Origin of the sequence: Rhizobium sp. IBUN (assembly GCF_000510625.1) — a bacterium.
Lineage (GTDB): Bacteria > Pseudomonadota > Alphaproteobacteria > Rhizobiales > Rhizobiaceae > Rhizobium > Rhizobium altiplani.
The window spans coordinates 40,549-66,378 of sequence record NZ_AZNV01000028.1 but is presented as its reverse complement, the minus strand read 5'-3'; the positions used below and the strand labels follow the sequence as shown (position 1 = coordinate 66,378).

Annotated in this window: 22 protein-coding genes; 18 read left to right on the top strand and 4 right to left on the bottom strand. The window is 60.0% G+C overall.

Annotation, left to right across the window (positions count from 1 at the left end; all coding sequences use genetic code 11):
* Positions 1–109 precede the first annotated feature (109 nt).
* The 10 genes from RHIBUN_RS0122810 to RHIBUN_RS0122760 all read left to right on the top strand — a co-directional run bounded on the left by RHIBUN_RS0122810 (position 110) and on the right by RHIBUN_RS0122760 (position 13,369).
* The gene (locus RHIBUN_RS0122810) at positions 110–2,965 is read left to right on the top strand and encodes an FAD-binding and (Fe-S)-binding domain-containing protein (protein WP_051420077.1); all 2,856 of its coding nucleotides are present in this window, start codon (positions 110–112) and stop codon (positions 2,963–2,965) included.
* A 37-nt stretch (positions 2,966–3,002) separates the two neighbouring features.
* Complete coding sequence (locus tag RHIBUN_RS0122805; RefSeq protein WP_025661296.1) at positions 3,003–3,455, top strand: Lrp/AsnC family transcriptional regulator; 453 nt, start codon at positions 3,003–3,005, stop codon at positions 3,453–3,455.
* A gap of 805 nt (positions 3,456–4,260) precedes the next feature.
* The gene (lhgO, locus tag RHIBUN_RS0122795; protein WP_025661295.1) at positions 4,261–5,490 is read left to right on the top strand and encodes an L-2-hydroxyglutarate oxidase; all 1,230 of its coding nucleotides are present in this window, start codon (positions 4,261–4,263) and stop codon (positions 5,488–5,490) included.
* Positions 5,491–5,871: 381 nt separating this feature from the next.
* Positions 5,872–6,768: an AraC family transcriptional regulator gene (locus RHIBUN_RS0122790; RefSeq protein ID WP_025661294.1), complete on the top strand. Its 897-nt coding sequence runs from the start codon at positions 5,872–5,874 to the stop codon at positions 6,766–6,768.
* A gap of 242 nt (positions 6,769–7,010) precedes the next feature.
* Positions 7,011–8,096 (top strand): sugar ABC transporter substrate-binding protein, encoded by a 1,086-nt coding sequence (locus RHIBUN_RS0122785; RefSeq protein ID WP_025661293.1) that lies wholly within the window; start codon positions 7,011–7,013, stop codon positions 8,094–8,096.
* A gap of 84 nt (positions 8,097–8,180) precedes the next feature.
* Positions 8,181–9,002: an ATP-binding cassette domain-containing protein gene (locus tag RHIBUN_RS0122780; protein ID WP_018858411.1), complete on the top strand. Its 822-nt coding sequence runs from the start codon at positions 8,181–8,183 to the stop codon at positions 9,000–9,002.
* On the top strand, positions 8,999–10,258 hold the full coding sequence (locus RHIBUN_RS0122775; protein ID WP_025661292.1) for an ABC transporter permease: 1,260 nt from the start codon (positions 8,999–9,001) through the stop codon (positions 10,256–10,258). The genes RHIBUN_RS0122780 and RHIBUN_RS0122775 overlap by 4 nt, the downstream gene beginning before the upstream one ends.
* Positions 10,259–10,313: 55 nt before the next feature.
* The gene (locus tag RHIBUN_RS0122770; RefSeq protein WP_025661291.1) at positions 10,314–11,042 is read left to right on the top strand and encodes an SDR family oxidoreductase; all 729 of its coding nucleotides are present in this window, start codon (positions 10,314–10,316) and stop codon (positions 11,040–11,042) included.
* A gap of 2 nt (positions 11,043–11,044) precedes the next feature.
* Positions 11,045–12,664, top strand: a complete 1,620-nt coding sequence (locus RHIBUN_RS0122765) for an FGGY-family carbohydrate kinase (RefSeq protein ID WP_025661290.1) — start codon at positions 11,045–11,047, stop codon at positions 12,662–12,664.
* Positions 12,665–12,880: 216 nt separating this feature from the next.
* Entirely contained in the window at positions 12,881–13,369 is a 489-nt protein-coding gene (locus RHIBUN_RS0122760; RefSeq protein ID WP_025661289.1) for an Rrf2 family transcriptional regulator, read from the top strand.
* Here RHIBUN_RS0122760 and RHIBUN_RS0122755 read toward each other — a convergent pair.
* From RHIBUN_RS0122755 to RHIBUN_RS0122745, 3 genes are all read right to left on the bottom strand, one after another.
* A complete protein-coding gene (locus RHIBUN_RS0122755; protein WP_025661288.1) occupies positions 13,352–14,362 on the bottom strand; it encodes a mechanosensitive ion channel family protein in 1,011 nt (336 codons plus the stop codon). The genes RHIBUN_RS0122760 and RHIBUN_RS0122755 overlap by 18 nt on opposite strands.
* A 73-nt stretch (positions 14,363–14,435) precedes the next feature.
* The gene (locus tag RHIBUN_RS0122750) at positions 14,436–14,855 is read right to left on the bottom strand and encodes a cupin domain-containing protein (protein ID WP_025661287.1); all 420 of its coding nucleotides are present in this window, start codon (positions 14,853–14,855) and stop codon (positions 14,436–14,438) included.
* A gap of 72 nt (positions 14,856–14,927) precedes the next feature.
* Entirely contained in the window at positions 14,928–15,407 is a 480-nt protein-coding gene (locus RHIBUN_RS0122745) for a carboxymuconolactone decarboxylase family protein (RefSeq protein ID WP_018858418.1), read from the bottom strand.
* 126 nt (positions 15,408–15,533) lie between these two features.
* Between RHIBUN_RS0122745 and RHIBUN_RS0122740 the strand changes: the two genes are divergently transcribed.
* The 8 genes from RHIBUN_RS0122740 (at position 15,534) to ugpC (ending at position 25,443) form a co-directional block, all read left to right on the top strand.
* Positions 15,534–16,445: a LysR family transcriptional regulator gene (locus RHIBUN_RS0122740; RefSeq protein WP_025661286.1), complete on the top strand. Its 912-nt coding sequence runs from the start codon at positions 15,534–15,536 to the stop codon at positions 16,443–16,445.
* Between the two features lie 70 nt (positions 16,446–16,515).
* Positions 16,516–17,541 (top strand): hydroxyacid dehydrogenase, encoded by a 1,026-nt coding sequence (locus RHIBUN_RS0122735; RefSeq protein WP_025661285.1) that lies wholly within the window; start codon positions 16,516–16,518, stop codon positions 17,539–17,541.
* Positions 17,542–17,657: 116 nt separating this feature from the next.
* Positions 17,658–19,796 (top strand): methylmalonyl-CoA mutase, encoded by a 2,139-nt coding sequence (gene scpA / locus RHIBUN_RS0122730; protein ID WP_025661284.1) that lies wholly within the window; start codon positions 17,658–17,660, stop codon positions 19,794–19,796.
* 250 nt (positions 19,797–20,046) lie between these two features.
* Positions 20,047–21,204 carry a Gfo/Idh/MocA family oxidoreductase gene (locus tag RHIBUN_RS0122725; RefSeq protein ID WP_025661283.1) on the top strand — a complete coding sequence of 386 codons (1,158 nt, stop codon included), beginning with the start codon at positions 20,047–20,049 and terminating at the stop codon, positions 21,202–21,204.
* A 13-nt stretch (positions 21,205–21,217) separates the two neighbouring features.
* Entirely contained in the window at positions 21,218–22,102 is an 885-nt protein-coding gene (locus RHIBUN_RS0122720; RefSeq protein ID WP_025661282.1) for a sugar ABC transporter permease, read from the top strand.
* Positions 22,099–22,959 carry a carbohydrate ABC transporter permease gene (locus tag RHIBUN_RS0122715; RefSeq protein ID WP_025661281.1) on the top strand — a complete coding sequence of 287 codons (861 nt, stop codon included), beginning with the start codon at positions 22,099–22,101 and terminating at the stop codon, positions 22,957–22,959. Before RHIBUN_RS0122720 ends, RHIBUN_RS0122715 begins: the two co-directional genes overlap by 4 nt.
* A gap of 34 nt (positions 22,960–22,993) precedes the next feature.
* Complete coding sequence (locus RHIBUN_RS0122710) at positions 22,994–24,223, top strand: ABC transporter substrate-binding protein (protein WP_025661280.1); 1,230 nt, start codon at positions 22,994–22,996, stop codon at positions 24,221–24,223.
* A gap of 86 nt (positions 24,224–24,309) precedes the next feature.
* The gene (ugpC, locus tag RHIBUN_RS0122705) at positions 24,310–25,443 is read left to right on the top strand and encodes a sn-glycerol-3-phosphate ABC transporter ATP-binding protein UgpC (RefSeq protein WP_025661279.1); all 1,134 of its coding nucleotides are present in this window, start codon (positions 24,310–24,312) and stop codon (positions 25,441–25,443) included.
* 27 nt (positions 25,444–25,470) lie between these two features.
* Here ugpC and RHIBUN_RS0122700 read toward each other — a convergent pair whose 3' ends face one another.
* A complete protein-coding gene (locus tag RHIBUN_RS0122700; RefSeq protein ID WP_025661278.1) occupies positions 25,471–25,767 on the bottom strand; it encodes a hypothetical protein in 297 nt (98 codons plus the stop codon).
* Between the last annotated feature and the right edge of the window lie 63 nt (positions 25,768–25,830).

Below are 25,830 nucleotides of genomic sequence, written 5' to 3'. Positions count from 1 at the left end.
GCGCGGCCAAAGTTCGTATTTTCCGAAAATATTTTCATATCTTTCTAATTATACGAACGTCGTCTTTGTGGTTCAATGCCCTTCCGTGATGCCCTTGGTTACAGTGATAATGCACCAGAACATAAAGAAGCCCCTTTATCATCCTGCTCTTGAACGACTTCCTGCTCTTCTGAAGGAAAAGGGGTTTCGTGGCGACGTCGCAAGTGATGCTGCACTTCTCGCGGCCATGTCCACCGACAACAGCGTCTATGCGATCGCGCCGGATATCGTCGTTGCCCCACGCGATGCCGAGGACGTGCGACGGCTGATGCGTGTCCTCGATACTGATGATCTGAGAAACGTTCCCGTTACGGCGCGCGGTGGCGGCACGGGCACCAACGGCCAGAGCCTGAATGCCGGCATCATCGTAGACTTTCAGAAGTACATGAACCGTCTACTGGCGGTGAACGTCGAAGAGCAGTGGGGAGAGGTGGAGCCCGGCATCGTTCTTGATGAACTGAACGCGCAGCTTGCGTCGACCGGTCTCTTTTTTGCGCCGACGACATCAACGGCGAGCCGCTGCACCATTGGTGGCATGGTAAGCACGGATGCGTCGGGCAAGGGGTCGCGGCGTTACGGCAAGACCAGCGACAATATCCTTGGAATGGAGCTCGTTCTCGATGGCGGGCGGACATTGGACAGTGCCGCGCCACCACCCGATTGGGCTCATGCAATGCTCCTGGAGATCGAGGGGGCCTGTCAGTCGGGTCGCGAAGCACTGCTGAAAAAGGTGCCGGCGCTTTCACGGCGTTTTACGGGTTACGATCTCGAGCGGGCCAAACCGCCTGGAGGCGATCTCGAATGGTGGCGGCTACCGATCGGCGCGGAAGGCACCCTCGGTCTCGTCACGCGGGTAAGATTGCGTCTGCTGCCGAAGCCGAAATTCAGGCGACTGGTCGTCATCGGCTTCGAGACATTTGCCGCAGCACTTGATGCGGGCGGTGCCCTCCTGGCGCATGATCCGCTGGCGATCGAAGTCATGGACGAATGGGTCCAGGGCCTGGCCGAAACGGCCGGAATTCTGCAGGCGCTGCCTGCCGGGCTTCGCGCTCGCGACGGGCAGCCGATTGCCTATAATTTCGTGGAGTTCGTCGGAGACGACGAAGCCGATCTCGCACGGCAGGTTGAAGCTCTGCGCAAGAGCGCGCTGACGCTTACCGGTGCAATCGCAAGCCATGTGGCCGTGGATGATATCGAAATGGCTGCGCTCTGGCAGGTCAGGGCGGCAAGTGTCGGGTTGCTCGGCAAGGTCGGTGGCACACGCCGGCCAATTGCTTTCGTCGAGGACTGCGTGGTGCCTGTCGAAAACCTTGCCGCCTTCGTCAGGGACTTTACGGGGCTGCTGAGCACCAACGGCTTGAACTTTGGCATGTATGGGCATGTCGACGTTGGCTGCCTGCACATCCGCCCTGCCCTCAATATCGATCGCGACGAAGACAGGGCAATCATGAAGGCGATCTCGGACGGCGTGTTCGAATTGACGCGCCGGCATGGCGGCATCTTCTGGGGGGAGCACGGCAAGGGCGTGCGCGGCGCCTATCTGGCGGAGTTCGTTGGCGCCACGGCCTACGACGCGTTCGGCCGCATCAAGCGGGCATTCGACCCGCGGCAGCGATTCAACCCGGGAAAGCTCGTCGCGGACCCCGAGGCCCTGATGGGTATCGAGACGACCCCGTTCCGCAGCGTCAACACCGAAGACGGCGATCCTCTCAGCCTGGCGTTCAAGTGCAACGGCAATGCACAGTGTCTGAGCTATCAGCGCAGCACCGTCATGTGCCCCTCGTTCAAGGCGACCCGTGACCTTCGCCATTCCCCGAAAGGCCGCGCCGACGCGCTGAGACATTGGCACCAGATGCATCGGGGCGGCCATGCGACCGAGGAGCTGGAGGATGATGTCCTGGCCGCGCTCGACGGATGCCTTGGCTGCAAGGCCTGTGCGACGAGTTGCCCGGTACAGGTCGACATACCCGAGATGAAATCGCATTTCCTCGACCGGCTCTATCGGAAGCGTCGGCGATCACTGGCGGACAAGGCAGCGCTGTTGCTGGAGGAATATTCGCCGGTTCTGGTTCGTCACAGAAAATTCGCGGCGATTTTTGCAAGACTGTTCAACCCGCTGATGGAGACACTGTCTGGTCTGCGCGACCTTCCTTCACTGGCATTTCACGATGTGGGCAGAGGCGGATATCAGACCTTTTGCGCCGAAGTGATCGCAAAACGGCAATGGCACGACGAGACGGTCTTCATCTGGCAGGATCCGTTTACGGCGCTTTTCGACACACAGGCCGCCCTGGCGCTCGCAGATGGTCTTAGCCGGCTTGGCTACCGGCCTGTTTTTGTTGCGATGTCCCCGGGGGGAAAGGCGGCCCACGTGCTTGGCGACAGAACCCGGTTCATCAGGCAGGCCAGGAAACTGAGGTCGGCGATCGACAAGGTTGCCGGATCCGGCAGGGCGATGGTGGGGGTCGATCCGGCTTTCGTCATGATGATCCGCCAGGAATACAAAAAGGCCGGCCTGGCGGGGGAGCCTATTCTTCTTGTCCAGGAATTCCTGAGCAAGGAAATCGCCAAGGGACGCGCCCTGCCGAAGCTGAACCCGGCGCGATTGCCACGCAAGCTGTTCGTCCATTGCAGCGAAAGCGCTGGCGGCAGCCCGATGGACTGGAAGAGGGTTCTTGCTGCTCTTGGCGCGCCGGTCGAAATTGCGGCAACCGGATGTTGCGGCATGGCCGGCATGTTTGGTCATCAGGAGCGGCACCAGGCCCTCAGCAGGCAGACTTTTGATCTTTCCTGGGCGGGCCAGCTGCAGGGCGAAGACGAGGCGATGGTCTCCGGCTTTTCATGCCGTTGCCAAACGAAGCGATTCTCTTCTATTCGGGGTGAACATCCCCTGCGATGGATTGCCGACGCAATCGATGCTGGATGAAGGCGGTACCTCCGCGGCGCGAATAGATGAGGCGAGAATGTATGAGATTGATGCTCTCGACAGGAAAATCATTCGGCAATTGCGTCTGAACTCCCGGATATCCAATGTCGACCTCGGCAAGGAAGTCGGCCTGTCCGCCTCTGCCTGCCTGCGCCGCATAGGCCTGATGGAAAAGGCAGGTATTATCAGTGGTTATACAGCCATAGTTGATGTGGTGGGTGAGGAAGCAATTGCGGTCATCATCCAGATCACACTGGAGCGTCAGACGGAGGAATACCTCAATCGCTTCGAAGCCGCCGTGCGCAAGTATCCGGAGATCCGCGAGTGCTTCCTGATGACGGGCGGGTCCGACTACATGCTTCGCGTTGACGTCGAGAGTGCCGGCGCTTTCGAACGAATCCACAAGGAAATCCTTTCTGCCCTGCCTGGGGTGCTGCGGATCAATTCCAGCTTTTCCATCCGCAACGTCCTGTCGACACGCGAGAAATAGACTTCTGGCAGGGGGCGGCGCGCTGACGAAGCGTTCGACGAGCTAGAACGGCGCGGGCTTCGGCCCTTTGTCCATATACTGCGCGGTTTGGATTTGTGCGGCGACCGCTGGACGTGCTTGTCGGCCGATGGCGCCGATGTGGCCCGTAACTTCAAACGGAACCTGATTTGCCCCGAACGCATGGAGAGGCGGAGATGCCATCCATCCATTTCGACCACAAGAGATCTGATTGGAATACTGAGTGCGCGCTCCTTGACAAACAAGACGTCGCAACATCGGGAGGTGGGTTCGTTTTCGTCCAGGTCTGGCGAGAAATTATATTAGCAGGACTGTAAATAAAGTTTAGTGTGGGGCGCTTTCGGGACCGGCGTCCCGAAGGTGCGCCGTAACAGGAGGCCCCCCTTGCGCCAACCCCCGCCGGGGAGGCCTCCTGTCATAAGCCCGCCTCGGGTGAGGTTCTAAAAGAAGTGGGAACCAACGGGCCCCCTATCCGTTTGGGGTTGGGCTTTGCGTATCTTCTTCCCCGCGAGGCCTCAACGTCCTATTGACCCTGAAACCGCGACTTCCGGGGTTCAAAAACTCCAACCCCGCTTCCTTCAGCGGGGTTCTTTTCGTTCCGACGGTCACGCTACCTACCTCTTTTTGATTTCCCGCGACCTTGGCGTCAACATGCGCCCCCCAAGCAACAAGAACCGCGCGCTTCCTGCCCGCGCCTGACGAGCACGTTACGTCATAAGAACTTCAAGACGGCGTGGCGCTCGAGTGCTAGCCTTGCAACAGGCAGCAGTCGGAGTCGGGCAGCAAGATGTATGATTATTGTATCATTGGCGGTGGCATCGTCGGTTTGGCGGCCGCCATGGCGTTGCAGGAAAGGATGCCGGGCGCCAGCATCGTAATCCTGGAAAAGGAGCCCGAGCTTGCGAGACATCAGACAGGCCACAACAGTGGCGTCATCCATGCCGGAGTTTACTATGCTCCCGGTTCGCTGAAGGCAAAGCTTTGCCGTGAGGGCGCAGAGGCGACGAAGCGCTTCTGCACTGAGAACCGCATCCCCTTTGAAACCTGCGGAAAGCTTTTGGTCGCGACTGATCATGCGGAGATGCAGCGCATGGAGGCGCTTGAGGACAGGGCGCGGCAAAACGACATCGACTATGCGCGGCTGTCGACGGTGCAGCTGAGAACCGATGAGCCCAATATCGCGGGTCTCGGTGCCCTTCTCGTCCACTCCACGGGGATCGTCGACTATGCAATTGTCGGCCGTGCCATGGCACGGGCGATCGAGACCGGAGGCGGTGAAATCAGGCGCGGAACGGCAGTCAGAGCCATTCACGAACACGAGAAGGGCGTGCGCATCGAAAGCGCGTCCGGTCCTGTCGAAGCGAGGAGACTGATAGCCTGCGCCGGTCTCCAATCGGACCGCATCGCATTGATGGCCGGCGTGAAGATCAGCCACCGGATCGTGCCTTTCCGGGGGGAATACTACGCACTGCCGGCATCGAAGGCAAAGGTCACGCAGCGCCTGATCTATCCGATCCCCGATCCGGATCTGCCGTTCCTCGGAATTCACCTGACGCGAACGATCGACGGTGGCATGACCGTCGGCCCGAACGCAGTGCTTGGCTTTTCGCGCGAGGGCTATATCAAGGGCAGCTTTGCGATCGCTGATGTCGCCAGTATGACGACATTTCCCGGCTTCTGGAAAATGGCACGGAGGAACTGGCGCTCGGCAATCTCAGAATTTGCCAATTCCGCATCGCGCGCCCGCTATCTTGCCGAATGCCGGAAATATTGCCCGTCCCTGACAATTGATGACCTGCAGAGCCCACAGGCTGGCATTCGCGCCCAGGCGGTCATGGACGACGGAAGTCTGGTCCATGATTTTCTCTTCAAGCAGACCGAACGAATGCTGCATGTCTGCAATGCCCCCTCACCCGCGGCAACCTCGGCCATCCCGATCGGCCGGATGATCGTGGACCGGTTGCTTGAGGGCGAGGCAACCAAGGCGCCCGCCGCCCCGGAACACGCTCGAGCTTGACATTCAGGTTGAGCCGGTTTGACGTTCGTGTGCGTCAGGGGGTCGCGAGCCCCGATCAACGGCGAGCAATATACCGGTGACCCGTTGGACACTTCGCCCGAGGGAAAGGGTGACGAGAACGTGTCTCCCGTGCCTGAGCATTCTCTCCCGCCACAGCGGCCGCGGTCTTCGGCCGCAACAGCAGATTCAGCTGGAAATATGCCAGGGGGCATCTAGGTAACGCTGAATCGGATGACAAAAAAGTATCGGCCGGCGGGGTCAAATGTGGTGGAGCCCCCCGTCGCATCCGGCTAAACTTCTTCCATGGTCGCGGAATGGAGCCGGGAGAGCTCCTCCGTTCAAGGCCCGGCAGCAGAGTGTATCCCAGGGAGGGATTGTCGTATGCGGGATGTATCAGAGCCCGATCTGGAAGTCGTCCAGATACGATCCGGCGAGTCCTTCAAGATGTGGTCGCACGGATATCCCTATCATACGGTGCGGTGGCATTTTCATCCCGAGTACGAGATCCACCTCATCACCGAGACGTCCGGCTGCTATTTTGTCGGCGACTTCATCGGTGACTTCCAGCCGGGCAATTTTGTCATGACCGGCCCAAACCTGCCACACAACTGGGTGAGCGACGTGGTCGACGACAGGCGCATCGAGCAGCGATGCCTGGTTCTGCAATTCTCCGAGGCCTTCATCGATGGCCTGCTTTCCATTCTTCCGGAGCTCAAGGGTTTCCGCTCGGTGCTTGCCGATAGCCGTCGGGGCGTGCTCTTCCCGCTCGAGACGGCTCAACTTGCAAAGCCGATCATGCAGGAAATGCTGGAGGCCGTGGGTGCCCGTCGCATCGCTCTCTTCATGCAACTCGTCGAACTCCTGACCGGCGCCAGCAATCACGTCGCGCTCACGACATCCGACTACCAGCCCGATCCCTCCGGTTACATGTCGATCGGCACCAACAAGGCGCTGGCGTATATCCGCGAGCGCCTGACCGAACCGTTTTCAGAGACCGATCTGGCGGCGATTGCCGGTCAGACGCCGAGCGCATTTTCCAGGTCGTTTCGCAAGCACACCGGCTTCTCGGTGGTTCAGTATGTCAACCGGCTGCGCATCAACCTCGCCTGTCAGCTGCTGATGAGCAGCCAGGAGTTGGCGGTGATCGATATCTGCTACGCATCGGGTTTCAACAACCTTTCGAATTTCAACAGGCACTTTCTTGCGCAGAAAGGGATGCCGCCCTCGAGGTTCCGAGCCCTGAGGGCACAAAACGAAAAAGCGGTGGAGGCCGCCTAACTCAAGGAGGACAGGGAGGAGACAGGACACATTGAGGGCGAGTGCGAACGGAGACCGTGGCGGCCTCCGCAAGGGATCGCTTGTCTTCAAATTTGGAAACAGGTGCAGCTCACAAGTGCGGCCGGCTGCCGTCTTTGACCGTCAGCTTCGGACCGGGGCTCTGTACGCTTTCGAAACTCGGGCCAGCCACGGGTCTGAGTCAGTAACCGCAACAATCGATCTCTTCAATGGAGAAACCGAAAATGACTGAACTTTCGACGAAACTCGCAGGCGCCGCGGTTCTGGCGCTGGGCCTTCTCAGTGGAACGTCCGTTTTTGCACAATCGGCCAAAGTCACGGACGCGACCGTCGCCTTCCTGATGCCCGACCAGAGCTCGACACGTTATGAAGAGCATGATTTCCCGGGCTTCCAAGCCGAAATGGCAAAGCTCTGCGCCGGCTGCAAGGTAATCTACCAGAACGCCAACGGCGACGCATCGCGCCAGCAGCAGCAATTCAACTCTGCGATTTCGCAGGGTGCCAAGGCAATCATACTTGACCCGGTCGATTCCACCGCTGCTGCTTCGCTGGTGAAGATGGCACAGAGCCAGGGCGTCAAGGTCATCGCCTATGACCGCCCGATCCCGTCCGCAGCAGCCGACTACTACGTTTCCTTCAACAATGAAGAGATCGGCAAGATGATTGCCGCATCGCTCGTGGAGCATCTGAAGAAGAACAAAGTCAAGCCGGAAGATGGTGGTCTGCTCGAAATCAACGGCTCGCCGACCGACGCGGCCGCCGGCCTGATCAAGAAGGGCATCCATGCGGGCATCGCCGAGGGCGGATACCAGGTTCTGGCCGAATACGACACACCGGAATGGGCGCCCCCGAAGGCTCAGCAGTGGGCAAGTGGCCAGATCACCCGCTTCGGCAAGAAGATCATCGGCGTCGTGGCGGCAAATGACGGTACCGGCGGTGGAGCCGTCGCCGCCTTCAAGGCGGCTGGTGTGGATCCGGTCCCGCCAGTGACAGGCAATGACGCGACGATTGCCGGCTTGCAGCTGATCATCGCCGGCGATCAGTACAACACCATCTCCAAGCCGAGCGAGATCGTTGCTGCCGCTGCGGCCAACGTCGCGATGCAGTTGCTTGCCGGTGAAACGCCGAAGGCCGATACCAAGCTGTTCGACACGCCGACGCAGTTGTTCACGCCGGCACTCGTGACGGCCGAAAACCTCAAGGCCGAGATCATCGACAAGACGGTCAACGGCAAGCCGATCCAGACACCCGAACAGCTTTGCGGCGACCGCTACGCGGAAGGCTGCAAGAAGCTTGGCATTGGCAGCTAACAGCTCCTCCCGAGGGCCCTCCGGCGCTTGGCGTCGGGGGGCTCATTGCAGGTATCATGCGAAAGTACGGAAAGGCTTGCCTCGATGACGAACAATCAACACGACGCGCCTCCGACCGGCGAGCTGGTGCTCAGCCTGCGTGGCGTCTCCAAGAATTTCGGCGCCGTGTCGGCCCTGACGGATATCGATCTCGACGTCCATGCGGGAGAGGTCGTGGCTCTGGTCGGCGACAATGGTGCTGGAAAGTCGACGCTCGTCAAAATTCTTGCCGGCGTGCACCAGCCGACATCGGGCACGGTCACCTTCGCAGGCAAGCCGGTGACGCTCTCCGACCCCAGCACCGCACTTGATCTGGGCATTGCGACGGTGTTTCAGGATCTCGCCCTTTGCGAAAATCTGGATGTTGTCGCCAACATCTTCCTTGGGCGGGAGACCAGTCCGCTGCAGCTTGACGAAGTGTCGATGGAGGTGCGTTCCTGGAAGCTTCTGAATGAACTCTCTGCGCGCATCCCAAGCGTTCGCATTCCGATCGCCTCGCTTTCCGGTGGTCAGCGCCAGACGGTGGCGATCGCCAGATCACTGCTCCTGGAACCGAAGCTCATCATGCTCGATGAACCGACGGCCGCACTTGGCGTGGCGCAGACGGCGGAGGTCCTGAACCTCATCGAACGGGTCCGCGACCGTGGCCTCGGTGTCATCATGATCAGCCACAACATGGAAGACGTCCGGGCCGTGGCGGACCGCATCGTGGTCCTGCGCCTCGGTCGCAACAATGGAATATTCTATCCCGACGCAACCAACCAGGAACTCGTCAGTGCCATCACCGGAGCTGCCGACAATTCCGTCTCCCGCAGGGCAAGCCGACGCCAGCTGTCGCAGGAGATCACTGATGGAGACAGCCCATGAGCAGCAACGCCAATCAGAACGCGCCATCCGCGCCGTTGCTGGATAGAAGCGACGTTCGCGTCAAACATGAAACCGGCGTCAGCGGCGCCGTCCGGGCCTTCGCCGATCGCGTGCGATCGGGTGACCTTGGATCATTGCCTGTTGTCGTCGGGCTGGTTCTCATCTGGACAGTGTTCGCCTCGCTCAATCCGATCTTCCTTTCGGCCAACAATCTCGTCAACCTTTTGTTCGACGCTTCCACGGTTGGCGTTATCTCGCTCGGCATAGTCTGCATCCTGATGGTCGGCGAAATCGACCTTTCCGTCGGCTCGATCAGCGGCTTTGCCTCGGCACTTGTCGGTATGCTGTGGGTCAACGAAGGCTGGCCGGTTGCCCTGGCGATTCTTGCCGCTCTTGTCGCAGGTGGCGTCATCGGCGCTCTGTACGCATTGCTGTTCAATCGCCTGGGAATGCCGAGCTTCGTTTCGACCCTGGCCGGGTTGCTCGCGGTTCTCGGCATGCAACTCTATCTTCTCGGCGCGACCGGCTCGATCAACCTGCCTTACGGTTCGGCGGTCGTGAATTTCGGGCAGCTGCTCGTCATGCCCGATCCGGTTTCCTACGTGCTCGCCGCCATCCCAGGGATCGTGCTGTTCGTGACCGGCTACCGGACCGTCGTTCGCCGACGTGAGGCAAGCCTGTCCTCACGCTCGCTCGGCAGCCTCGTCTTGCGTGCAATCCTCATCACCGTTGTGCTGGAACTCATCGTCTTCTATCTCAACCAGGACCGCGGCATTCCGTGGATGTTCGGCCTTTTCGTGGGATTGGTCGTGGCCATGAGCTACGCGCTGACCCGGACCAAGTGGGGGCGCTCAATGACGGCTGTTGGCGGCAATCGCGAGGCTGCGCGCCGTGCCGGCATCAATGTCCGGATGATCTACACGAGCGCCTTCATGCTCTGTTCGATGCTGGCTGCGCTGGGTGGCGTGCTGTCTGCGGCTCGTCTTGCATCGGCAAGCCAGCAGGCCGGAACGGGCGACGTCAACCTCAATGCCATCGCTGCTGCGGTCATCGGCGGAACCAGCCTGTTTGGCGGTCGCGGCAGTGCCTATTCGGCCCTGCTCGGCATCATCGTCATCCAGTCGATCGCCAACGGACTGACGCTGCTCGATCTGTCATCGTCGCTTCGCTACATGATCACGGGGGCCGTTCTTGCCATTGCCGTCATCGTCGATTCACTCGCACGCCGTTCAAGAGTGTCGCACGGACGCGCGTAGACCCGAGATAAAAGGTCCCGAGATAAAAGGTCCAAGATAAAAGGTAAGGAATGCTATGAGACAGGAACTTTCGGGAAAGGTCGCAGCGGTCACCGGCGCGGCTTCGGGGATCGGCCTTGAATGCGCCAAGGCGCTGCTTGCCGAGGGCGTCAGTGTCGTTCTCATCGATCGGGCAGAGGATTCCTTGAGGAATATCTGCTCTGACCTTGGCCCGCAGGCATTTCCGCTGGTCATCGATCTGACGAACCCGCAAAGCGTTGCAACGATGATGCCGCAAATCCTGGAAAAGTTCGGCAAGCTTGACATCTTCCACGCCAATGCCGGTGCCTATATCGGCGGCGATGTCGTCGACGGGGATCCCGATGCCTGGGATCGCATGTTGAATTTGAACGTCAATGCTGCCTTTCGCTCGGTTCAGGCCGTCTTGCCGCATATGGTTGAACGGCAGACCGGCGACATCATCATGACGAGCTCTATCGCGGGCCTGGTTCCCGTGGTTTGGGAGCCGATCTATACTGCCTCCAAGTTCGCCGTGCAGGCGTTTGTTCACACTGTTCGGCGACAGGTCATGAAGCATGGCATCCGCGTCGGCGCCGTCGCGCCGGGTCCCGTCGTCACCGCCCTGATCAGCGATTGGCCGAAGGCCAAGCTCGAGGAGACCATCGCAGCAGGCGGTCTAATGGAAGCCAGCGAAGTGGCCGATGCCGTCATGTTCATGCTGACGAGACCGCGCAACGTGACAATTCGCGACCTCGTCATTTTGCCTCACAGCACGGATCTCTAGACATGGCACGCTATTTTCTCGGCATAGATGTCGGTACCGGCAGCGCGCGCACGGGGGTATTCAACGAGAGCGGCGATCTGCTCTCATCAGCCAAGCAGCCGATTGCCATCTGGCATGAGGCTGGCGGCATCGTGGAGCAGTCCAGCGAGGATATCTGGCGGGCAGTATCCGGCACCGTTCGTCAGGCCGTCGCAGATGCGGACATCGACCCGGCCTTGATCGCCGGCATCGGCTTCGACGCCACCTGTTCGCTGGTGGCTGTCGGCACGGGTGGAGCCCCGATCAGCCTCAGCCGTTCCGGTGACCCCGACAGAAACATCATCGTGTGGATGGATCACCGGGCGGTCGCAGAAGCCGACGAAATCAACGGCGGCGGGCATGCGGTGCTGCGTTATGTCGGGGGTCGCATCTCGCCCGAGATGGAGACCCCGAAACTCCTGTGGCTGAAGCGACACCTCCCCGAGCAATACCAGGCAGCCACCCACTTCTTCGACCTTTCCGACTATCTTACGTGGCGTGCCACGGGAAGCCTGGCACGATCGGTCTGCACGGTGACCTGCAAATGGACCTATCTCGCCCATGAAGGGCGCTGGGACGCCGACTATTTTCGGGCCATCGGCCTTGAGGATCTGGCCGCCGATGAATTCAGGCGGATCGGGACGGACATTGTCGCGCCGGGCGTCGCGCTTGGCACCGGGCTTTCCGTCGAGGCGGCTGCCGAGCTCGCCCTGCCGGTCGGCACGCCTGTGGGCGCAGCGCTCATCGATGCGCATGCTGGAGGCATTGGAACGCTGGGCGCAGGTGAGAACGAAACAGAACGAAGCGCCGACATCGGCCGACGGCTCGCCTATATCTTCGGGACCTCGGCTTGCTCGATGGCGACAACAGGGCAACCCACCTTCGTCGATGGGGTCTGGGGTCCGTATTTTTCCGCGATGGTTCCAGGCCTCTGGCTGAACGAGGGCGGACAGTCGGCGGCAGGCGCCGCAATCGACTATCTGGTGCGCATGCACCCGGCCGCCGGCGTAATCGAGGCGCGTGCCAAGGCGGAGGGATTGTCGCTCGTCGGCTATCTGGAGCGAGCAGCCGCTCGCGCAGGGGATGGTGTTGCCGACCTCGCTGATGGTATTGTCGTCGTGCCCGAATTTCTCGGCAACCGGGCGCCCTTTGCCGACCCTGATGCACGAGCCCTGATCGCCGGATTGACGCTCGACGAAAGCGAGGCTTCGCTTGTCGCACTTTACGTGGCGGGCCTTGCAGGTCTCGGCTGCGGGCTGCGGCAACTGCTTGACGCATTGGCCGACAAGGCGATCGATATCGACTTGATCATGGCCAGTGGTGGAGCGGCAAACAGCCCCCTCGTCCTGCAGATGATCGCGGATTCCACGGCAACGGAGGTGGCCAGCGTGACAAGCCCTGAGCCGGTGCTGCTTGGGGCTGCAATGCTCGGGGCGGTCGCCGGCGGACACTACCCGGACCTTTCCAGCGCGATGGCTGTCATGTCGCGTATTGCAAGGGTCTATCGCCCTGTTTCGGGCGCGCTTCGAGACAAGCACGATCGGCGATATCAGGCGTTCAAGCTGCTGCAGGAAACGGGTCGTCGATTGCGCGAGATGGTCTGACAAGGCTGGTGCCGTCCACATCCCTTGCCTCCATGTTGCAGCCCGGGGTGCCTGAATACCGGAGCAGATCGGTCCCGGGCTTCACGGCCGGTCGCTGGCTGATTGCTGGCGACCTTGCTGATGCTTGTTGCTTTCTTGTCCCGTTTACATTGCCGCGAAATAGGGATATTTTCTGTCCTTAATAGGTGCCGCTCGGTACCCTTTCGGACGGAAATGATGATCCTGAAAAGCCAAGTCGAATGGGCGCTGCATTGTTGCGCCATACTTGCCGGTCTGCCCGAAGGTCGTTACCTGTCGACGAAGGCGTTGGCCGAGTTCCACGGACTTCCGAAGGAATATCTTTCGAAGGCGCTGCAGAGCCTTTCTCAAGCAGGTCTCGTCCATACGACGCTCGGCCCATCTGGCGGCTACAGACTGGCAAGAGCACCAGCCGATCTGACCTTTCTCGACATCGTCGAGGCCGTCGAAGGTAAGGCGCAGACGTTTGTCTGCAACAACATCAGAGCCAACAATCCCTGTCGGCCCCACGGCTATTGCGAAAGCAGTCCATGCGCGGTGGCGCGCGTCATGTGGGAGGCCGACGAAGCGTGGCGCCAGAAATTGCGCAGCGTCAGCTTTTCCGATCTGATCGAGACCCTGGCGAGGGATATTCCGCCGGACCTTTGGAAGAACAGCTCCGAGTGGGTTTTAGAGCGAGCTGGCTGATCGCAGTTTGACCTCGCTTGGGTCGGGCAATGCGTAGAGATAGCTCTGAGGGGGCATTGCGAGCGAGAGCCCGCTTTCCCGGCAGTGGCGGTGGACGAGATCGATCACTTCGTTGCGCGCCGGCGTCCTGTTTGCTGGACTGGTCACGCGAAACTGCAATTCTGCCTCGATTGCGACAGCATCAATCCCCTTGAGAGCGACGATCGGCGGTGGATCCTGGACGATGCGGGTGCTCGATTGCAACGCGGTTCGCAATGCCTCCTCGACAAGCTGCGGGCTATGGTTTGCCGCGATCCGGACAAGCAGCGTGATCTGATGCGTTTCATCGGGACGGCTGAGGTTGGTAAGCCCCACCTTCGCCAGGGCGCTATTGGGCAGAATGACGACATTGTGAGCGCCGGTGAGCAGAAAGGTGGAGCGCCAGTTATTCTCGATGACGCGGCCCTCGGTGCCGTCGCCAAGCAAGATCCAGTCACCGATGGCAAAGGGCCGCCCCAATGTCAGCGCGATCCCCGAGAACACGTCGCCGAGGGTATTTTGCAGCGCCAGGCCGAAGATGATGGCAACCACACCCGACGTTGCCACCAGGGTGCCGATCGGTGCTTTGAAAACGAAGCCCAGGATGGACAGCGCGACACCGAGATAGACGACGGCCACGATCAGATCCTGCAACAGCCGCGCTTCATGCGGTCTCTTTTCCAGAACGATATAGATCCGTACGAAGCCGATGAGGGTCCATGCCAGATGTGTCCACCACAATACCCTTGCCGAGATGGACAGGAATGCCATCGCGCCGGCAAGCTGCGTCTCCTCAACGCGATGAGGCAGGATGCCTGCCATAACGAGGACGGCGGTCATGCCTGCAAAGAAGAGGATCTGGACGATCAGCCGGGCAGTCGGGCGGTCACGGCCCTGGAGATGCCAGACAACTATGCCGGCTACGCCCAGAAGGTTGATCAGAACAAGCGGCAACGAAAGTGGGTCGTTGAACATGGCAGCTCCGATCGCGATAATTGCCGCGCTGTGGGGGGCCGAGTGCGCGGTCGACAGCCGGCCCCGTCCTCGCCTACTTCTTCAAGGGATAGGTCAGTTCTTTCTGGTCGGTGTCAACCACGAAAACGGCAAGGAGCTTGGCCGGCTTTACCTTGCTGCCGTTTGCGCTGACGCCATGACGGTCGCCCGGCATCTCCGAGAAGCTCTCGCCAGCCTTGTAGGTTTTCACCGGCCCATCATTGACCTGGCTGCGGATCGAGCCTTCCAGGACCGTTGCATAGATGAAGGCGGAAGTCGGATGCGTGTGCCCCTCGGAAGAGCCGCCCGGACCATACTCGACCAGAACACCCTTGATGCTCTTGCCCGGGGCGTTCGGCAGTTCATGCTCATAGACGAGCGTGACCTTGGCAGCCTTGCCGCCTGCCTCGGCGGCAACGGCTGTGTTGAATGATGCGGCTGCAAGCGCAGCCGCGACAAAAAGCGACTTCATCATTTCAAGATTCCTTTTGTGGGTGGTTATTTCCGCGCGGATGGCTTTGAGGTTGCAGGCCTAGTTGAGGCCGGCCTAGTTGAGGCCGGCCTTGTCGAGGCCATAAGCCTTGTCGGCGGAGCCGGGTACGGCCTTGAAGGCGATGCTCGCGCGGTTCCAGGCATTGATGACCATGATCGAGAAAGTCAGGTCGGAGACTTCCTTTTCCGAAAGCTGACCACGGACCCGCTCGTAGAGTTCGTCGGGGATCCCGCCTTCCGGAAGTTTGGTGACGGCCTCGGTCCAGGCAAGAGCTGCCCGCTCGCGCGGAACGAAGAGGTTCGATTCACGCCAGATCGCGACATGATAGAGGCGCAGTTCGCTTTCGCCGTGGATCTTGGCTTCCTTGACATGCATGTCGAGGCAGAAGGCGCAACCGTTGATCTGGGATGCCCGGATGTTCACAAGATCGCGGATTTTCTGCTCGATGGTGCTGTCCTTCAAGCTCATGCTGAGATCCGAGATCTTCTTGAAGAGTTCAGGGGAATGCTGTGCGTAGTTGAGGCGCTGTGACATGTCTGTCTCCTTAATTACGGATATCATGTATCCTTATGGACATAAGATATCCGTAATTACTGGACAGTAAAGCGCTTCCGACCTAGACTGCTGCATAAGGCTTATGTCGAAATGTATGAGGGACGAATGGACATCGTATCTGCGCTGAGAGCCTTCCTCCGGGTTGCGGAGACGGGCTCGTTTTCTGCAGCGGCGATCGACCTCGACCTGACACAGCCGGCGGTCTCCCGGCAGGTCTCCGCTCTGGAAGGACATCTCAACACACGCCTGCTGCATCGTAGTACGAATGCGCTTGCCCTGACGGTCGAGGGCGAGCAGATGATTGCGATGGCGCTGAAGGTGGTCGAAGCGGTGGACGCGCTCAACGAGGCGACCTGTGCCGAGGCCACCACCGTATCCGGTCGGGTGCGGCTCACCCTGCCCGCGCCGCTTGGTCTTTACGTCAGCGAGCGCCTTGCCGGTCTGCTCGATCGCCATGCCGGGCTTTCCGTCGAGTTGATTTTTCGCGAGGAACCGTCCGACCTGATCGGCGATGGCATCGACCTTGAAGTGCGCCTCGGTCCCGTCTCTGACTGCAATCTGATGTGCCGGCGGATTGGATGGACGACCGCCTTTCTCGTTGCGGCACCGAGCTATGTCGAACGACGAAGCATGCCCGAAACGCCCGACGACGTCGGCGGCCATGACTGCATCTGTTACAGCCGCGCCGGAGATTTGCGCTCGTGGACATTTTCCAATGGTTCCGACGAGACTTCGGTGCGCGTCGCGCCACGCCTGATTGCCAACAATGCGGTCGCGGTGCATCGCGCGGTACTGGCCGGGGGCGGTCTTGCAGTGCTCTCGCACATCCTCGCCTGCCCCGACATCGAGGCCGGCAGGCTGATAAACGTGATGCCCGATTTTCCTCCGGCACGCCTGCCGATCAACGTCGTCTACCCATCGCGCAAGAACCTGCCGTTGCGGGTCCGCACAGTCCTTGATTTCCTGGTACAGACGGTGCGGGAAGACCCTTTGATGGTATCCTCACTCGGTTCTTGAGCGTTTCCTGGCGCACAAGGGACTTGCGAAAGCCGCGCGCATTTTCATTCTGGAGGCAAGGGGAGGAACCATGAGTCGCAATATCATTCTTGTCGATCCGTTGCCGCGAACGCTCGATCTCATCATGACGCCGGATGTTCGCCGCCGTCTTGAGCAACTCGGAGATGTCGTCGTCTCCGAAGATCGGCAAATGCCGGCTGACCAGGTGGAAGCCCTGTTGCCGGATACGGTGCTGATCTTCGGTCAGACCGACATGCCGAAGGAGCGGCTGAATCGCGCGCCGAGGCTAAAGGCAATCATCAATGTCGAGTCGAACTTCCTGCCGAACATCGACTACCAGGCCTGTGTCGAGCGGGGCATCTGGGTGATCACCCCTGCATCGGCCTTCGCCTCACCCGTTGCCGAAGCTGCACTCGGCATGGCGATCGATCTTGCCCGCGGTATCACCATGGCTGACCGGCAGTTTCGAGCCGGTGTCGAAGACTATGGCCTTGCGGGAAACGAAGGAACGTTTCGCTTCGCCAGCGCACCGGTCGGCCTGGTCGGCTTTGGTGATCTCGGTCGCCAATTGCGCGAGCTTGTCCGGCCGTTTCGCAATACGGTGCGCGTCTTTGATCCCTGGTTGCCGGCCGAGATCATCGAGCGGCTCGACTGCATGCCGGCATCGCTGGATGAGGTCCTCAGCCAAAGCCGTGTCGTCTTCGTCTTTGCCAGTGTGACAAGCGAGAACGAAGGGTTCATCGGCCGGAGGGAGTTTGCGCTCATGCAGCCCGGCTCCGCCTTCCTGCTGATGAGCCGCGCAGCTGTCGTCGACTTTCCGGCAATGCTCGAAGCGGTGGGTTCTGGCCATATCCGTGCCGCCACCGATGTCTTCCCCGACGAGCCTGTCGCTCCCGACGATCCCGTTCGCAAGGTGGAAGGGCTGTTGCTGTCGGCCCATCGCACCGGCGGCACACGTGACGCCTTCTACGCGCTTGGCTCGATGGCTGTCGCCGATGCAGAGCTCATCATGAAAGGCTTGCCGCCACAGCTTTGCAGAAGGGCGGATCCGGCAACTGCAAGCCGGTTGCGCTCCAAACCGGTCAGCGTTTCCTGACAAGCACGGATGTCGAAGGGGGCAAGACATTCGCCAACAAATTATCCTAAGGCTCTATCGCGCCGCAGGCGGTTAAAGTGCTAGCCTGCGGCAAAAGAAGAATGCCGGAGGATAGGATGACGAAGAAAACGCTTGGCGACTGGCAGGCTCTTGCCGAAAAAGAGTTGAAGGCCTCGCCCGAGACGCTCGTCTGGCACACGCCCGAAGGAATAGACGTCAAGCCGCTCTATACCGAGGGCGACATAAAGGGTGCCGAGCATCTCGGGTCGCTCCCGGGCTTTGCACCTTTTACCCGGGGGCCGCGTGCCACCATGTATGTTGGCCGCCCCTGGACGATCCGGCAATATGCCGGTTTTTCCACCGCAGAGGCCTCCAACGCTTTCTACCGCAAGGCGCTCGCCGCCGGCCAGCAGGGCGTTTCCGTGGCCTTCGATCTTGCAACCCACCGCGGCTATGACAGCGATCATCCGCGCGTCGTCGGCGATGTCGGCAAGGCAGGAGTTGCGATCGACAGCGTCGAGGACATGAAGATCCTGTTCGATGGCATCCCGCTGGAGAAAATCTCGGTCTCCATGACGATGAACGGCGCCGTCATTCCGATACTTGCGAGCTTCATTGTGGCTGGCGAGGAACAGGGTGTGTCCCGGGCTGAGCTTTCGGGGACGATACAGAACGACATCCTCAAGGAGTTCATGGTTCGCAACACCTATATATATCCGCCGGAGCCCTCGATGCGGATCGTTGCGGATATCATCGAATACACGGCAAGGGAGATGCCGAAGTTCAACTCCATTTCGATCTCCGGCTATCACATGCAGGAGGCCGGCGCCACACTGGTTCAGGAGCTCGCCTTCACGCTAGCCGACGGGCGCGAATATGTTCGTGCCGCGCTCGCCAAGGGATTGAACGTCGATGATTTTGCCGGCCGCCTCTCCTTCTTCTTCGCCATCGGCATGAACTTCTTCATGGAAGCGGCGAAGCTGCGTGCTGCGCGCCTGCTCTGGACGCGCATCATGGAGGAGTTCGAGCCCAGGAAACCGTCCTCCCTCATGCTGCGCACGCATTGCCAGACATCCGGCGTCTCGCTGCAGGAGCAGGATCCCTACAACAACATCATCCGCACCGCCTTCGAGGCAATGTCGGCGGTTCTTGGCGGCACGCAGTCGCTCCACACCAATTCCTTCGACGAGGCAATCGCCTTGCCGACGGAATTTTCCGCCCGCATTGCCCGCAACACGCAACTCATTCTTCAGCATGAGACGGGCGTGACCAATGTCGTTGATCCGCTTGCGGGTTCCTACTATGTCGAAAGCCTGACAAAGGCGCTTGCCGACAAGGCCTGGGCCTTGATCGAGGAGGTCGAGGCACTCGGTGGCATGACCAGGGCGGTGAACGAGGGATTGCCCAAGCGGCTCATCGAGGAAGCGGCGACAAGACGCCAGGCGGCAGTCGACAAGGGCGAAGAGGTCATCGTCGGCGTCAACAAATATCGTCTCGAGACGGAAGAAGAGCTCGAGATCCTGGCGATTGACAATGCAGCCGTACGCGCCGCCCAGATTGCGCGGATCGAAGACACGAAACGCCGCCGCGATGGCGTTACAGTACACGCGGCACTCAAGGCGCTCGAGGAGGCCGCAAACAGCGGCAATGGGAACCTGCTTGCGGCAGCCATCGAAGCGGCGCGCGCGCGGGCAACTGTTGGCGAGATTTCGGATGCCATGCGTCGGGCCTTCGGGGACCACGCAGCCGAGCCCGAGGTCATCAGGGACGTCTATGGTCAAGCCTATCGCAACGAGCCGGAGCTGGCAGTCCTGAAGGACCGCATGGTCGAAGTCGGCAAGGTCCTCGGTCACAGGCCGAGAATCATGGTTGCAAAGCTTGGCCAGGACGGTCATGACCGCGGCGCCAAGGTGATCGCCTCAGCGTTTGGCGATATTGGCTTTGATGTGCTGGCAGGCCCCCTCTTTCAGACGCCAAAGGAAGCCGCCGACCTCGCGGTCGCCAGCAAGGTCCACGTGGTTGGCATGTCGTCGCTGGCGGCTGGCCACAAGACACTGGCACCGCAACTGGTTGACGAGCTCAAGGCACAGGGCGCCGGCGATGTCATCGTCGTGGTGGGAGGGGTCGTTCCGCGGCAGGATTACCAGTATCTGATGGACCACGGGGTTGCGGCTGTCTTCGGCCCGGGCACGAACGTTCTCGATGCCGCAAATTCCGTGCTCGATCTGCTCGAGGGCAAACGGCGAAACCGCTAGATCGAGGCAGCGCGACGACGGCGTATTTCGCCGTTGCCGGGCCTTCACGCAAGCTCGCAGGCCATCCTTCGGCGCTTGCGCGCGGCGAGAACGGGCGTTCATGCCCGATTGAAGGCGATTGACGCTGGGAAATGGGCGGTTATGAAAATTAATTTCATGCTTGCAACTTTTCGCGGGATTCGTGTTGACGAGTTCGAAATTTTGTCCCAACTTGACGAAAATAAATTACGTGAATGGGAACGAGAAGAGCATGAAAGTGGGAATTATCGGGCTAGGTTTCAGGCTCGGCTACCTTGGCTACGTCTTCAAGTCCGTTGATGAAAGCTTCGAGATCGTGGGTTACGTCGACCCCGATCCGGCAGGTCTTCCGGGTCTTGTCGAAAAAGGCATCTCTGCCGGCACGGCCTATGCTTCCCCTGAGGAGCTGATCGCCAGGGAAAAGCTCGATCTCCTGATGATCGGTTCGCCCAACCACATGCATCTCGATCATATCAGGCTGGGTCTTGAAAGTGGCCTGAAGGTCTTCTGCGAAAAGCCGATCGTCACGACGGTCGCCGAGAGCATCGAGCTCGCCCGTCTGATGGCGAAGTTCGGTCATGAGCGCCTGATGGTTGGTCTCGTCCTTCGCTATTCGCCCCTCTACAAGGACCTTCGCGCCATTCAGGCCGCAGGCAAGCTTGGACAGATCGTTTCGATCGAGGCCTCGGAGCATATCGAGCCCTACCACGGCGCTTTCTTCATGCGCGATTGGCGTCGCTACGAGCGTTATTCGGGCAGCTTCATGCTGGAAAAGTGCTGCCACGACCTTGATCTCTACAACGGCGTCGTCGGCGCTCGTCCGGAGCGCGTTGCAAGCTTCGGCGGCCGCAAGAGCTTCATTCCGGCCAACGATCCCGCACGCGAAGGCATCAACGACCTGGAGCTTTTTCACCGCAAGCCGAGCGGCTGGATGGGGTCCGACAAGGTTTTCGACAGCGACGGCGACATCATCGACTATCAGGTGGCGATCGTCGAATATGCCAATGGCGTCGGCATGAATTTCCATACCAACCTCAACGTTCCTGACCAGTTCCGCCGTTTTGCCATCATGGGATCGCGCGGCATGGCTGAAGGCGATTTCGTCCGAGGCTATCTTGATGTTCATGAGCAGCTGACAGGCAAGAAGGTTGTCGAGAACAAATACGTCGCGACCGAGCTTTCCCAGCACTACGGCGCCGACGAGCAGATGGCAGCGGATTTGCTCGACAGCGTGCGTACCGGTACCGAACTTCCTGTTTCAACACTCAATGCCCTTGAGGCCGGGATCCTTGCCCTATCGATGGACGAGGCAAGGATGAAAAAGGCGGTGATCGATCTGCGCCCGATTTGGGACAGGTTCGACGAAGCCCTGCACGCAAGAGCGGCTTGAGGAGAACGGCAGGATGAGCGTCCAACGCAACGCAGTCATCTTCGCCTGGATCCTCCTTCTTCCGGCAGTGCTCTACGTGGCGGCGATTGTCGCCTATCCCCTCGTCGACACATTCATCCTGTCCTTCACCGATGCATCGCTGAAGAAGACGACGAACTGGGTCGGCTGGGCCAATTACAGCAAGATCTTCAATGCTACCTTCGCCGAAGTCATCATTCGCACCTTCATCTGGACGTTCTTTTCCGTCTCCATCAAGATGATCATCGGTGTGTTCGGCGCAACGATGCTGAATTCTGCGGTTCCCGGCAGGGCGCTCTTCCGCGTCCTGACCATGCCGCCATGGATTGTCCCAATGGCGATCGGCATCTTCATGTGGGGCTGGATGTACAACGGCCAGTTCGGGATGATTTCCGGCATGCTGCAGCGCTTCGGGCTGGTGGACGCGCCGGTCGCATTTCTCGCGCAGGGGTCCACAGCGTTCTGGGCGACGATCATCACCGATGTCTGGATCGGCGTTCCGCTGGTCACGCTTTATATGCTAGCGGCCATGCAGGCGATTCCGCAGGATCTCTATGAGGCCGCCTGGACCGACGGGGCCGGCCGATTCTATCGCTTCCGGCGCATTACCCTGCCACTGATCGTCCCGTCGATGATCACCATGTCGATGCTGTCGCTGATCGCTACTTTCAACTCATTCGACATCATCTGGATCCTGACGCGTGGTGGCCCGAGCGGCGAAACGACGACGATGATCATCGACACCTATAAAACCGCGATCGGCTCGAACAGATACGGAGAAGGCGCCGCGCGCGCCGTGCTCATCTGCATCTTCCTGTCGATTTTCTGCGTCTGCTACTTCCGCGTGACCAGCCGCCTTACTTCCGGAGACAAGCGATGAAACAGCCGCATCTGCTGATCCATCGGTACAAATGGTATGAGATCATCGGCATCTATGCCGGCATCCTGGTGTTCCTTACCTTCGTGCTTGCGCCCTTCGTCGAGGGCTTCCTGGTATCGCTGAAGCCGCTCAGCCAGCTCTTTTCATCGCCTTACCGGTTCATCCCCGAGAACGGTTCGTTCGAGGCCTATCGGACCATGTGGGTAAGCGTGCCGGGCTTTGCGCGCTACATCTTCAATTCCTTCTTTATCTCGACCATCGTCACCGCCGTTGTCCTGGTGCTCGTCATCCCTGCCTCCTATGCGTTCGCGCGGTTTGAATTCAAAGGCGCCGGGCTGCTGCTCGGCGCGTTCCTGGCCGTCAACATGTTTTCGGGCGCGGTGCTGCTCATCCCGCTCTTCCGGCTGATGCGAACGCTCGGCCTGCTGAATACCTATTTCGCCATCATGGTTCCCGGCGTTGCCTTCCTGATCCCTTCGGCGATCTGGCTGCTCAGAACCTACATGATGCGCATTCCGCGGGAGCTGGACGAAGCCGCATTCGTCGACGGCGCCAGCCATTTCTATACCCTGCGTCGGGTCATCCTGCCAATCGCCATGCCGGGCATCATGGTAGTTGCGATCACCACCTTCATCGGCTCCTATGCCCAGCAGTTCATCTTCGCGCTCACCTTCAATTCCAAGACTGAATTTGCGCCCTTGCCGGTCGGACTCTTCGCCTATTTCGGCCGCCAGGAAGTCGTGTGGAATGAACTGATGGCTGCAAGTTTCGTCGGCATTGCGCCGGCCATGATCGTGATTTTCTTCCTTCAACGGTATCTCGTCAGCGGTCTGACCGCGGGCGCGGTGAAACAGTAAGTCAACCACCAGAGAAAAAACGGGAGCTAACAACGTGACAATTCAATTTAAGACCGGGCTGATGGCCCTTGCCCTGCTCGGCTCTACCGCACTCGGCGCAATGACCGCGCACGCCGCTGACAAGGAGATCAGCTGGATCTATTGCGGAGACAAGATCGATCCGATCCACGAGAAATACATCAAGGAATGGGAAGGCAAGAACCCAGGCTGGAAGGTCACGCCTGAGGTTGTCGGCTGGGAACAGTGCCAGGACAAGGCCACGACGCTGGCTGCTGCCGGCACTCCGGTCGGCATGGCCTATGTCGGTTCGCGTACGCTGAAGGAATTCGCCCAGAACGATCTGATCGTTCCGGTGCCGATGACCGACGACGAGAAGAAGAGCTACTACCCGAACATCGTCGACACCGTCACCTTCGACAACAACCAGTGGGGCGTGCCGGTCGCCTTCTCGACCAAGGCACTCTACTGGAACAAGGACATCTTCAAGCAGGCCGGCCTCGACCCGGAGAACCCGCCGAAGACTTGGGCTGAGGAAATTGCCGCCGCCAAGCAGATCAAGGAAAAGACCGGCATTGCAGGCTACGGCCTCCCGGCGAAGACCTTCGACAACACCATGCATCAGTTCATGCATTGGGTTTACACCAACAACGGCAAGGTGATCGACGGCGATAAGATCGTCATGGACAGCCCGGAAGTCCTGGCCGCCCTGCAGGCCTACAAGGACATCACGCCCTACTCCGTCGAAGGCGCAACCGCCTACGAGCAGAACGAAATCCGCGCCATCTTCCTCGATGGCAAGGTCGGCATGATCCAGGCAGGTTCGGGTGCTGCTGCCCGCCTGAAGGACACCAAGATCAACTGGGGCGTCGCACCGCTGCCGCTCGGCCCGTCGGCCAAGGGTGAAGGCACGCTGCTCATCACCGACAGCCTGGCGGTCTTCAAGGGTACGGGTGTGGAAGACAAGGCGATCGAATTCGCCAAGTTCATCACCTCGCCGGGCCCGCAAGGCGAATACGAACTTCAGGGTGGTGCCGGCCTGACGCCGCTGCGTCCGTCGCCGAAGGTCGATGAGTTCGTCAAGGCTGATCCGTCGTGGAAGCCGTTCATCGACGGTATCACTTTCGGCGGTCCCGAGCCGCTCTTCACCGACTACAAGGGCTTCCAGAACTCGATGATCGAAATGGTGCAGTCCGTCGTGACTGGCAAGGCCGAGCCGGCCGATGCTCTCAAGAAGGCTGCTGGCGAGATCGAAGCGTTCAAGTAAGCCTTTGTCGGGATCGCGGGCGCAACAACCGCGATCCCTTTGACTATCGCATACAGTGCCGCAGCGGCGGTGACCGGAGACAGGTTTTGGGACAGCTTCTTCTCAACAAGGTTCAGAAGTTCTACGGCGACTTCGAGGTTCTCAAGGGTGTTCAGCTTGAGGTGAGGAACGGCGAGTTCGTAGTTTTCGTCGGGCCATCAGGCTGCGGCAAATCCACCTTGCTGCGCATGATTGCCGGCCTGGACGCAACCTCCGGCGGCGACATCGTCATCGACGGGCTGAGGGTCAACGACCTGCCGCCGGTCAAGCGCGGCATCGCCATGGTGTTCCAATCCTATGCCCTCTATCCGCACATGTCTGTGTTCGAGAATATCGCGTTCCCGCTGCGGGTGGAAAAGATGGAGGAGGAAAAGCTCAAGGCCAAGGTCGAGCATGCAGCGCGCATTCTCCACCTCGACCAGCGCCTGCAGCAGAAGCCCGGCATGCTTTCGGGCGGCCAGCGTCAGCGCGTTGCAATCGGCCGCGCGATCGTGCGCGAACCGAAGATATTCCTGTTTGACGAACCACTCTCCAACCTCGACGCTGCCTTGCGCGCCGACATGCGCATCGAGCTTGCCAAACTGCACCGCCAGCTGAAGGCGACGATGATTTATGTCACGCACGACCAGATCGAGGCGATGACCATGGCGGACCGGATTGTGGTTTTGAATGCCGGCGAGATCGCCCAGACCGGCGCCCCGCTGGAACTCTACCACAAGCCTGCCAACATCTTTGTTGCCGCCTTCATCGGCAATCCGAAGATGAACTTCTTGCCCGTCACCTGTACAGGTGTCAGCGATGCCGGCATCGAAATCGACTACAAAGGACAGAAGGCGGTGATCCCTGTCACGCCAAGAGGCGGCGCTATTGGCAAACAGCTGACCTTGGGCGTGCGTCCGGAGCATATCCAGATCGGGTCTGGCGACATCGTCTTCACCGTTACGCCGTCTGTCATCGAGCGCCTTGGCGCCCAGACCGTCGCCTATGCGTCGCTCGACGGCGAAAGCGAGAATTTCTGCGCGACGCTGCATGGGCGCGCCGCTGTTCACCCGGATCAGCCACTCGTCACCGGGATCAATGTTGCCGACTGCCATCTGTTCGATGAGGTGGGCATAGCGTTCGAGCGCCATGTGGAGCTGACGAGCATCGACATGAACCTCCTCAACCCCACGGCTGCGTGATCACCAACCCCGTGCTGGCGCTCCACCTCAGAAGAGAGGATAGAAGAGCCTGTTGGCCGGATAGGAATAAGCCCCCCGGTCCACGACGCCGAATCGATACATGCAGCTTCTCAGCGCTGTAATGTGCCAGGCATTTGTCGGATAGGGTGAGCCGCGATAGTTGGCTTCGGGCAAGCAATAGCGATAGATCCTGTCAAACCGCGAAAGCAGCACGGGATCGGAATCCATCCGTACGCCGTGAAAGGTCTGCCATTGCCAGGGCGGCTCGGCCGCCGATATTGCCAAAAGACTTGCTGCCATTCCCAATGCAACCAAGACTCTCATCGACGTGACCTCCCGCGTGCCTAACGCCCACACAAAAGAAGATGCTTTTCAATCGCGTAAGGT